This window comes from Limnohabitans sp., from assembly GCF_031539175.1.
Taxonomy (GTDB): Bacteria; Pseudomonadota; Gammaproteobacteria; order Burkholderiales; family Burkholderiaceae_C; genus Limnohabitans.
The window spans coordinates 1-9869 of the sequence record NZ_JAVKLQ010000045.1; the positions used below are offsets into that span (position 1 = coordinate 1).

The following is a 9869-nucleotide window of genomic DNA, read 5'->3' on the forward strand; positions in this document are numbered from 1 at the left end:
TTGGTATCGTTCTTCTCGGCTGAGGTGCTTGTACATTGGGCAATTTCGATTTGGCGGTTAAAGCGGCCATGATGCTCTCGCATCCTCAGCCACCTATAACCAGTTCATCTTTGTTGCACTTCGTCCTTGAATCCGCCAACCCAAAAATCGCAGAATTATTAGATCGGATCGGCCAAATGGAGTCCGAAATCGAGCAAGTCATGAAAACGCGACGTGCCGAGTTGCAGGCTGATTTCGAAGAGAAACGAATTCATTTCGAAGAAGAAATCTTGGCGCAACACAAGCGCTTCAAAATGGGCTTGCTGACATACATGAGCAGCGCCAATTGGCTCAGCGTGGTGACAGCACCCATCATTTATGCCGTGATTTTTCCGATGTTGCTGCTAGACATCGCCATCACGGTGTACCAACACATCTGCTTTCGGGCCTACGGCATTCCGCGCGTTGTTAGGGGTGATTATTTTGTGTATGACCGTAGCCACCTCGCCTATTTGAATGCGATCGAAAAAATCAACTGCGCTTACTGCTCTTACGGCAATGGGTTGATGGCCTACGCTCGCGAAGTGGTGGCGCGGACCGAGCAGTACTGGTGCCCCATCAAGCACGCGCGCAAAGTGCTGGTGGCTCATCCGTATTACAACGGCTTTGTCGATTACGGCGATGCCGAGGGCTACCAACGCGAATTAGAAAATCTGCGCGCCAAACTGACGGCAATGGGACAAAGTGATTCACACAAGTGACGATGAAGACCGCGGGTTTGATGTCCAATACAGCCATGCAAACACATACAGCCGTTGAACAGCGCTTGATGGACCTTGAGATCAAGGCCAGTTTCACCGAAGATTTGGTCGAGCAACTCAACCAAACCATCTTCCGCCAACAAGAACAGATTGATGCACTGCTGCGCGAAGTGAGTCAATTACGCATCCAAACACCGGACGGGGGCAGTGGCTCCTTCCGTAGCTTGCGCGATGAACTGCCGCCACACTACTGATGACGTCCATTGAATACCCATCAACCAATGCGGCCTTGGCGATTCAAGACATCGCCACTGCGGTACTTTACAGATTGGCAGCTTACGCCGTGATCAACTTGATCGACGACGCCGCCATGTTGTCCCTCGTTTTTATTTGAAATACCCACACACATGTCACACACCCTTGATTACTACTTTGCCCCTCAAAGTCCTTGGACATATTTGGGCCACCAACGTGTTTGGGATTTGGCAAAACAAGCGGGCGCAACTCTGCGCGTCATGCCCGTCGATTTGGGTCAAGTCTTCCCTATCTCTGGTGGCCTGCCTTTAGGCAAACGTGCACCGCAGCGCCAAAAGTACCGTTTGGTTGAGTTGGCGCGTTTCAGCGAGGCATTGAACATCCCGCTGCACGTTGAACCGAAATTTTTCCCCGTCGCAGGAGATGACGCGGCACGCGTGATCATCGCAGTCGACCAGCAGCACGATGCACAAGCCGCAATGGCTTACACAGGGGCCGTTCTGACCGCCGTCTGGGCTGAGCAGCGCAATATTGCAGATCTGCAAGTGCTGGCCGAATTGCTACATGAGCACGGACTCGATGCCAGCTGCATCGCACGCGCTCAAACCCCAGAGGTGCAAGCCATTTACGCGCAAAACACCCAAAGCGCAATTGATGCGCATGTCTTCGGTGCGCCGAGCTATGTGGTGGATGGGGAAATGTTTTGGGGTCAAGACCGCTTGGATTTTGTGGCCCGCAAACTGGGCGTTTGACGCTTAGCGCAAACGACGCCAAATGGCGCGAGTGACGCGCCCGAAGTTGCCCGACAGGTCTCGTAAATTCTTGTCTAGGGCGTCGCGCGTCGCAGGGTTGGATTGCTGAGCGATGGCACTGTAATTCGTCACGGATTGAGCGCCATTCACCGCCTCGTTGCCCATCATTGGGAAGGTCTTGATCACCAAAGCATCCAACTCGTCAGCGGCTGCATAAGCTGATTTCGAAACATCATCGCGCAAGCTGAATTCCGTCAACACCAAGCGACCTTGGTCTTTGGACAAATTTGCGAACGCGAGCAAATGCGGATGGTTGAGCTCCCCTTTGTGAAGGGCCGACAGCAAGCTCTGCTGATGAAAACTCTCCAACACGGCATGCCGACCTGACACCTGCGCATACGCCTCGTCTTTCGCTTGTGGCAGGCCCGTGAGCGCCAACACATCGCCCCACCACATGCTCGCAACAGAGCGACTGGGCAACACGCTGGCGTGATAGGGCTGCGTGAGGTCTTGCGCGTAATGCATGGCCCAACCTGCAAATCGCCAGCCCCAATAAGAATGACCAGACAACATGGCATGCCGTGCCAAGGTTTGCCACAGATGCAGGCGGTATTCGGGGAACGTTCGGCGCAAAGCGCCCGAGGAGGCGTACATCAGGGGCGATTCGTGGAAATAGCCGCTGTGAAATGACACCTGGCTAGACGCTGGGTGCTTGGGATCGCCCAAGGGCTGCTTACCAAACCCATAGTTTTGCCCAAACTCCGTGGCGTTGTTTTCCCACAAACCGATGTCCAAACCGTAATCGGGCTCGTCGGACGCAGTAGCGATCACGTCCAAAACAGAAACAAACTCGGCATCGCGCAAAGCGACGAATTTGTTATCCGCCATGTGGGCATCTTTGTGCAAACTGACGTCTTGCCATGTCAACCCAGGGCGGTGGTTATCGGCCAATGCCTGGGGGGTGGGCTGAAGCTGCAGATACAGCGGCAACGGCATATTTGGGTTAGCGCGCACAGCGCTCAAGAAACGATGCACCCACACACTGGGATCCGCATCTTTGTCGTGGCGATAGGACAGCACCTCGGGACGTGCGGGGTAATTGCGAATGTGCCCCCTCGCCCACTGTTCTTCTTGTTGTAACAAGCCCTCGAGGACAGGCCCTTGGTCTTTCAGGAAGCTGGCAAGAGGCTCCGCCTTGACCATGGGCTCTGAGCGAACTTCAGGCAACGCATTGAGCGCTTGCCAAGTGCCGATGGCGTGGGTTGTCCATGCATGGGCCGCACTTACAGCCACACCAAGTAAAAGACCAAAAAAAAGACGTTCAAACCAACGCATTACACAATTGTGCAACGAGTTGGCCGAACGTCTGGTTCAGCCGAGCTGAAAATTAACGCGGTGTGCGTGGCTTAGGTGCGCGTTTCTTGGCGTCAAAGCCGCCAAAAGACTTGCCAGCTGGACGTGGTGCCTTGTCAAAAGGCGTACGACCTGCCTCAAACGGGGCGCGTGGACCACGTGCGGGAGCACGATCGTCAAAACTACGGGGGCCCGAAGGTTGACCAAAGTTTTGACCGCCACCGAAGTTGCCACGAGGCGCACCTTCGCCAAAGTTGCCGCGCGGGCCGCCTTGACGGGCATCAAAGTTGTTTTGACGTGGCTCGAACGACTGACCTTTGCGATCGTCGAAACGTGGCTCAGAACGGCCCTCGAAGCGGCCTTCTGAACGGCCTTCGAAACGACCTTGACCTTCAAATCGACCACCGCCGCCGCCAAATTTGCCGCCGCCACCGAAGCTATTGCCACGGCCGCCACCACCAAATTTGCCGCCGCCACCTTTGCGGTCAAAATCACGGCCACCGCGTTGTTCAACGCGTTGGGTAGGCTCCATGCCAGGGATCACTTCAGCAGTGAACTGCTGGCGTGTGTAGGCTTCGATGTCGTAAATTTTGCGCTTGTCGCGGAACTCGGCCAAAGTCACAGCCAAGCCATCACGGCCCGCGCGACCGGTACGGCCAATGCGGTGGGTGTAGTCCTCAGACTTCATGGGCAAGCCGAAGTTAAACACGTGGGTGATGGTGGGCACGTCAATGCCGCGAGCCGCGACGTCGGTTGCCACCAAGAACTGCACTTGACCTTGGCGCAAAGCCATCAAGCGACGGTTACGCAAACCTTGGCTCAACGCACCGTGCAATGCCACAGCCGAGAAGCCTTCTTGTTGCAAGTCATTGGCCAAGCCGTCGCACTCAATTTGAGTGCTGGCGAAGATGATGGCTTGGTTAATGGTGGTGTCACGCAAGAGGTGATCCAACAAGCGGCGCTTGTGTTGCGCGTTGTCCGCCCAATGCAAGATTTGGCGAATGTTGCTGTGCTTCTCTTGTGGCGAGTCGATTTGCACGCGTTGGGGTTGACGCATGACGCGTGTGGCCAACTGCTGAATGCGCGGCGCAAACGTGGCGCTGAACATCATGGTTTGCTTGCGGTCAATGGTGAGTTGGTTGATTTCAGCCAAGTCGTCCGAGAAACCGAGGTCCAACATGCGGTCGGCTTCGTCCACCACCAAGAACTGAACTTGGTCCAATTTGATTTGCATAGAGCGCTGCAAGTCCAACAAGCGGCCAGGTGTGGCGACCACCAAATCGGCGTTTTGCAGTTTGGCGATTTGCAACTGGTAAGGCATGCCGCCCACAACGTTGGCAACGCGCAGACCGCGGCAATGTTGCACCAAATCGATGGCGTCATGCGCCACCTGTTGGGCCAGTTCACGTGTTGGGCAAACGATCAAAGCGCCAGGTGTAGGGGCTTTGAAGTTGCGCGCATTGGTGGGGTCTTTGCGCTTGGGGCGCTTAGGGGCAGGCTCACCTTTGGCTTCGGCTTCGGCCACTGCAGCTTCAAAATCAGCGCGCTCTTTGGCTTCGGCTTCGGCTTGTTGCTTCAGCAACGTGTGCAACACGGGCAACAAGAACGCAGCAGTTTTGCCGCTACCTGTTTGGCTAGACACCATCAAGTCGATGAACCCAGCCTTGGCATCTGCGTTGTCATTTGGCAGTGCCAAAGGAATGGTTTTTTGTTGAACTGTGGTCGGCTGGGTGTAGCCCAAATCTTTCACAGCTTGTACCAATTGAGGGGCCAAGCCCAACAAGACGAAACCATTAGGGGCCTCAGGCTGCTCAACGGCTGCTTCGACGTTAGCGTGAACCGCTTCTGTAGAAATAGTTTCAGAAGAGATGACTTCTGGAGCGGAAATAGAAATAGTTTCGGCAGGCGCAAATTCGCCTGTCACATTTAAAGTGTCAGTCATGATTTTTTCTCGCACGTGAGCGCCGCAAGTTGTGCGGCTGCTCCGTTCTAGGTTAAAAAACATCAACCATCAAACGGAACCTGCTCTGACCCGTCTAGGGTTTTTTCAGTGCTTGGGACTCATTTAGCGAGTCCGGTGAATGAAGGTAGATGTACAAATTCGCCACTTTGCGCAGCGAAGTCTTTGATTATGGCACAAATTCGGGTTTATACCTAATCCTCATGCAAACCGAAGGTTAATCGAGCTTCAAGAAGTGCTCACGGTAGTACAGCATTTCATCAATGGACTCGTGAACATCGGCCAGCGCCGTGTGTTTTTGGGCTTTCTTGAATGCTTTTTGCACCTCTGGCTTCCAGCGGCGGGCCAGTTCTTTGAGGGTGCTGACGTCCACATTGCGGTAGTGAAACCACCCCTCTAATTTAGGCATGTATTTGTTCAAAAAACGACGGTCTTGACCAATGGTGTTGCCACACATCGGCGACACGCCCTTAGACACGTAAGGCTTCAAGAACGCAATCAGTTGTTCTTGTGCTTGCTCTTCGGTCACGGTGGAGGCTTTGACTTTGTCGATCAACCCACTTTTACCGTGCGTGCCTTTGTTCCAAGCGTCCATCTTGTTCAGGACCTCATCACTTTGGTGAATGACAAACACGGGCCCTTCAATGCGGGTGACCAAATTGGGACACGTCACGATCACAGCAATTTCGAGCAAACGCTCGCGCTCTGGCTCAAGGCCCGACATTTCGCAATCGAGCCACACCAAGTTCATATCGGACTTGGCAAGTTTGGGGACAACAGGGAGGTTCAAAGATTCAGACATGCGCAGGATTGTCGCCCATCATCTGCAGCGCTTCATCTAAACTCACCCTCCATGATGAACCCCTCTTTCGCGATGACCCTATCGCTGGCGATTTTGTTGATCGCCAACTTGCTCACCAAACTCTGGCTCAGTGGTCGCCAAGTGCGCTATGTAGCGCAGCACCGTGCGCAGGTACCTACCGCATTTGCACACACCATCACCTTGCAGGCTCACCAAAAAGCCGCCGATTACACCCTCGCCAAATCGCGAGTGAGCATGCTGGACATGGCGCTGGATGCCGCCATGCTGTTGGGCTGGACGCTTTTGGGCGGGCTCGATTTGCTGAACCAAGTGACACTGAACGTCATGGGCATTGGCATGGCACAGCAAGTCATCTTGGTGGTCAGCTTTGCACTCATCGGCGGACTCATTGGTCTGCCTTTGTCGCTCTACCAAACATTTGGGGTCGAACAACGCTTTGGGTTCAACCACACCACCGTGCGCTTGTGGCTCAGTGATATGGCCAAGGGCTTGCTGGTCGGGGCCGTGTTGGGTTTGCCAATTTTGTGGCTGATCCTTTGGCTGATGGACAGCGGCGGGCCACGATGGTGGCTGTATGCCTGGGCCGCTTTGGTGGCCTACCAACTGTTGGTGATGTGGATTGCCCCCAACTTCATCATGCCGCTGTTCAACAAATTCACCCCGCTCGAAGACGACACCTTGAAAACGCGGGTCACGGCATTGATGGACCGTGCAGGCTTCAAAGCCAAGGGCTTTTTCGTGATGGATGGCAGCCGCCGCTCCGCGCATTCCAATGCATTTTTCACAGGATTTGGCGCCTCTAAACGCGTGGTGTTCTTTGACACCTTACTCGCGCAACTTAATGGCGATGAGATGGAAGCCGTGCTGGCCCATGAACTCGGCCACTTCAAACATCGACACATTTTGAAAATGATGGCCACCAACTTTGCAATGAGTTTGGCTGGATTGGCACTGCTGGGCTGGCTCTCGCAACAGATTTGGTTTTACACAGGTTTGGGTATCACACCCAATTTGAATGGCGGCAACAGTGCCTTGGCCTTGTTGCTGTTCATACTCACGCTGCCGCTGCTGACTTTCTTTGTCTCACCGCTCTCAGCAAGACGATCACGCCGATTTGAGTTCGAGGCAGATGCCTACGCGGTGGCCAACAGCCAAGCCAGCGCCTTGAGCAGTGCCCTGCTCAAGCTCTACCAAGACAACGCATCCACACTCACGCCCGACCCGTGGTTTGTGGCGTTCTACTACTCACACCCACCCGCATCGCAGCGCTTGGCACGGTTCAACGTATGAAACAAACCGGTTTGGTGGTCGCCAGCCACGGACGCCACTGCGTGGTAGAAACACCCGACGGCGAGCGACGCATTTGCCATCCGCGTGGCAAGAAAAGCCAAGTGGTGGTGGGAGACCGCGTGCAATGGTTAGCCAGCACGGACGAAGGTACGATTGAAAAAGTCGAGCCCCGCAGCAACTTGTTTTACCGACAAGACGAAATTCGCACCAAGTCTTTCGCCGCCAATCTCGATCAAATTTTGATCTTGATCGCGGCCGAGCCGGAGTTCTCCGAAATGCAGCTCACCCGCGCCTTGATCGCGGCAGAAGCGGAACACATCACCCCCTTGATCGCGCTCAACAAACGCGACTTAACAATACCTTTTGACCGTGCCTTGGCCAGACTAGAGCCCTACGCACGCATGGGCTACACCGTGCTATCGCTGGGACTCAAAGACGGGGACTTGGGTGATTTGTCTGAACGCCTAAACCACAAGACCACGTTGGTCCTCGGCCCCTCGGGCACAGGCAAAAGCACCCTGATTAACCAACTCATTCCGCATGCCAACGTGGCAACGGGTGAAATTTCGCATGCCCTCAATTCGGGGCGTCACACCACGACCTCCACCACGTGGCATTGGGTTGATGCAGAGCGGACGACGGGCTTGATTGACTCGCCTGGATTTCAAGAATTTGGCATGCATCACATTGATGCCATGCAACTGGCCGCTTACATGCCTGACTTCAAACCGCATGTGGCGCATTGCAAGTTTTACAACTGCTCACATTTGCATGAGCCCGGCTGCGGCGTGCAAGCCGCCGTGACGTCAGGCGAGATCACGGCGTCGCGTTACAAGCTCTATGGTTTGCTGTTTGCCGAATTAACGCAGCCTGCCCACTACTGAAGCGGTCAGCCCAACAAACGGGCCAAGGTGAGCAGCGCCAGCAGCACCATCCACAGCACCACACTGCGCCAAACGAGGCCCACCAAGCTAGCCAAATGGGCCATTTCTGGCGCACGACCCGGCGTGCTTTCACTGTCGAAGTCGTCAGCATCCAGCGTCTCACCCAAGCGGGTCGCCGCATCTGGGCGCAACGCTTCGCCACCTAGACGCACATTCAACGCACCCGACGTGGCAGATAAAACAACGCCGTCGTTGTCGTCAGGAAAACGTTGGGCATGGTTGCGCCAGCAATCAATGGCTTCTTCAAAATTGCCCACCACGGCAAAGGCAAGCGCCGTCAGTCGTGCAGGAAACCAATCCACAGCGTGCCATGCGGTGTCCCCGGCTTCTTGCAAGGTGTCGCTGATCCAGCCCCTTTTTTGCTTGTCAACGTTGCGCCAATGACGGGACACCAGCTCGCTCATGCGGTAAAAAACGGCGCCCGCAGGCCCAAAACCAATGGCAGCCAACACAGAAAACCACGCCAACACACCAAACACGTGGCGGTGCGCAGACAACGCGGAATGTTCAATCACGTGCCTGAGCAACTCGCTGCGTGGCAAGCTCCCCACCGACACGTGCTGCCAATCCGCCAACAATTCCCGCGCAAGACGCTCGTCGCCAGCGTCCAATGCATCACGAATCTCAGTGAAATGATGGCTGAATTGGCGAAATCCGAGCGAGGCATACAAAACGCCAATGCTCCAAATCACGGCCACAGGCCAGCCAAAGACAAACATCAGCACGGCATGCACCAGCAAGGCGATGAAAGTGGGCACCCCCACCGCCAGCGCCCAAGTGGTCCACGCCAATCGGGCGTGACCCGCATCGAGGGTTTGACTCAACCACACCACCCAAGCACGGCAGCTGCGATGAACCCAGCTGTTGTGCACCAACGGACGGGCTTGTTCAATCAATAAAGCAAAGAGCAGGGCCAAAAAACTCATAACGCGATGATAGCGGTTGCCCCGTGGTGCATCGGGCTTAGGCCGACATGAATCGATAAAAGTTACGCAACATGCCTGCAGTTGCGCCCCAAATGAAGCGTAAATGAGGACCATCTTGATAAGGCATCGACAACCATTCACGCCTACCCCCCTCATGCTCGAAGGTGTGCCAGCGATGGTGTGCTGGATTCATCAAAAAAGCCAAAGGCACTTCGAAGGTGTCAGCCACTTCGTCGGGGTTGGACTGCAAATGCATCTCTGGCGACACCAAAGCCACGACCGGCGTGACAAAGAAAGCAGAACCGGTCACATACTCGGGCAAGGTACCCAAGACCTGAACATGACGCGCCTCAAGCCCGACCTCCTCTTGCGCCTCGCGCAAGGCCGTTGCTGTCACATCACGATCTTCTGGATCGCACTTTCCACCCGCAAATGCAATTTGTCCTGAATGGGTTGACATGTGTACCGTGCGTTGCGTCAACAGCACGGTGGGCTCGTCACGCATCACCAAGGCCAACAGAACGGCCGCTTGCGCGGGGGCTCGTTCAAGGAACTTTCGTTCACGCACCAACTCAGGCTGCCAAAGTGGGGGATGGGCAAAACGTGCTTGCAACGCCTGCGCCGTGAACGCGTGACGGGGCACAGGTGCCAGATGGTGGTCCACCCGCGTCACCGCGATTTTTTGAGGGGCGGATTCAAGGACGAAGTGCAACAAAGATGAACTGGTTATAGGTGGCTGAGGATGCGAGAGCATCATGGCCGCTTTAACCGCCAAATCGAAATTGCCCAATGTACAAGCACCTCAGCCGAGAAGAACGATACCAAA

General features: G+C 55.1%; 11 protein-coding genes. 6 read left to right on the forward strand and 5 right to left on the reverse strand.

All coding sequences use genetic code 11. The annotated features are described in order from the left end of the window. Nucleotides 1-200: 200 nt before the first annotated feature. The 4 genes from RMS95_RS08105 to RMS95_RS08120 are packed head-to-tail and all read left to right on the forward strand — an operon-like array spanning nt 201 to nt 1747. Complete coding sequence (locus tag RMS95_RS08105) at nt 201-740, forward strand: hypothetical protein (RefSeq protein ID WP_310645173.1); 540 nt, start codon at nt 201-203, stop codon at nt 738-740. A gap of 35 nt (nt 741-775) precedes the next feature. Then, nucleotides 776-994, forward strand: a complete 219-nt coding sequence (locus RMS95_RS08110; protein WP_310645175.1) for a SlyX family protein — start codon at nt 776-778, stop codon at nt 992-994. Next, a complete protein-coding gene (locus RMS95_RS08115) occupies nt 994-1134 on the forward strand; it encodes a hypothetical protein (protein WP_310645176.1) in 141 nt (46 codons plus the stop codon). Before RMS95_RS08110 ends, RMS95_RS08115 begins: the two co-directional genes overlap by 1 nt. A 13-nt stretch (nt 1135-1147) precedes the next feature. Continuing rightward, nucleotides 1148-1747, forward strand: coding sequence for a 2-hydroxychromene-2-carboxylate isomerase (locus RMS95_RS08120; protein WP_310645178.1), 600 nt, complete (start codon nt 1148-1150; stop codon nt 1745-1747). Nucleotides 1748-1750: 3 nt separating this feature from the next. Here RMS95_RS08120 and RMS95_RS08125 read toward each other — a convergent pair whose 3' ends face one another. The 3 genes from RMS95_RS08125 to orn form a co-directional block, all read right to left on the reverse strand. Beyond that, nucleotides 1751-3040 (reverse strand): hypothetical protein, encoded by a 1290-nt coding sequence (locus tag RMS95_RS08125; protein WP_310645180.1) that lies wholly within the window; start codon nt 3038-3040, stop codon nt 1751-1753. A gap of 94 nt (nt 3041-3134) precedes the next feature. Then, nucleotides 3135-5042 carry a DEAD/DEAH box helicase gene (locus tag RMS95_RS08130; protein ID WP_310645182.1) on the reverse strand — a complete coding sequence of 636 codons (1908 nt, stop codon included), beginning with the start codon at nt 5040-5042 and terminating at the stop codon, nt 3135-3137. Nucleotides 5043-5277: 235 nt separating this feature from the next. Further along, nucleotides 5278-5862, reverse strand: coding sequence for an oligoribonuclease (gene orn, locus RMS95_RS08135; RefSeq protein WP_310645184.1), 585 nt, complete (start codon nt 5860-5862; stop codon nt 5278-5280). A gap of 54 nt (nt 5863-5916) precedes the next feature. Here orn and RMS95_RS08140 point away from each other — a divergent pair, with 54 nt between their 5' ends. Both RMS95_RS08140 and rsgA read left to right on the forward strand, forming a co-directional pair. Then, complete coding sequence (locus tag RMS95_RS08140) at nt 5917-7173, forward strand: M48 family metallopeptidase (protein ID WP_310645193.1); 1257 nt, start codon at nt 5917-5919, stop codon at nt 7171-7173. Continuing rightward, the gene (rsgA, locus tag RMS95_RS08145; RefSeq protein ID WP_310645186.1) at nt 7170-8057 is read left to right on the forward strand and encodes a ribosome small subunit-dependent GTPase A; all 888 of its coding nucleotides are present in this window, start codon (nt 7170-7172) and stop codon (nt 8055-8057) included. Before RMS95_RS08140 ends, rsgA begins: the two co-directional genes overlap by 4 nt. Before the next feature lie 5 nt (nt 8058-8062). Here rsgA and RMS95_RS08150 read toward each other — a convergent pair whose 3' ends face one another. Together RMS95_RS08150 and RMS95_RS08155 are read right to left on the reverse strand one after the other, a co-directional pair. Further along, nucleotides 8063-9043, reverse strand: a complete 981-nt coding sequence (locus tag RMS95_RS08150; RefSeq protein ID WP_310645188.1) for a CobD/CbiB family protein — start codon at nt 9041-9043, stop codon at nt 8063-8065. A gap of 37 nt (nt 9044-9080) precedes the next feature. Beyond that, nucleotides 9081-9800, reverse strand: coding sequence for a CoA pyrophosphatase (locus tag RMS95_RS08155; RefSeq protein WP_310645191.1), 720 nt, complete (start codon nt 9798-9800; stop codon nt 9081-9083). Nucleotides 9801-9869: the final 69 nt, after the last annotated feature.

Coding starts and splice junctions, on each gene's coding strand:
- RMS95_RS08120 (WP_310645178.1), top strand. CDS start 1,148: ATGTCACACACCCTTGATTACTACTTTGCCCCTCAAAGTCCTTGGACA.
- orn (WP_310645184.1), bottom strand. CDS start 5,862: ATGTCTGAATCTTTGAACCTCCCTGTTGTCCCCAAACTTGCCAAGTCC.
- RMS95_RS08110 (WP_310645175.1), top strand. CDS start 776: ATGCAAACACATACAGCCGTTGAACAGCGCTTGATGGACCTTGAGATC.
- RMS95_RS08140 (WP_310645193.1), top strand. CDS start 5,917: ATGAACCCCTCTTTCGCGATGACCCTATCGCTGGCGATTTTGTTGATC.
- RMS95_RS08150 (WP_310645188.1), bottom strand. CDS start 9,043: ATGAGTTTTTTGGCCCTGCTCTTTGCTTTATTGATTGAACAAGCCCGT.
- RMS95_RS08105 (WP_310645173.1), top strand. CDS start 201: ATGAAAACGCGACGTGCCGAGTTGCAGGCTGATTTCGAAGAGAAACGA.
- RMS95_RS08155 (WP_310645191.1), bottom strand. CDS start 9,800: ATGATGCTCTCGCATCCTCAGCCACCTATAACCAGTTCATCTTTGTTG.
- rsgA (WP_310645186.1), top strand. CDS start 7,170: ATGAAACAAACCGGTTTGGTGGTCGCCAGCCACGGACGCCACTGCGTG.
- RMS95_RS08130 (WP_310645182.1), bottom strand. CDS start 5,042: ATGACTGACACTTTAAATGTGACAGGCGAATTTGCGCCTGCCGAAACT.
- RMS95_RS08115 (WP_310645176.1), top strand. CDS start 994: ATGACGTCCATTGAATACCCATCAACCAATGCGGCCTTGGCGATTCAA.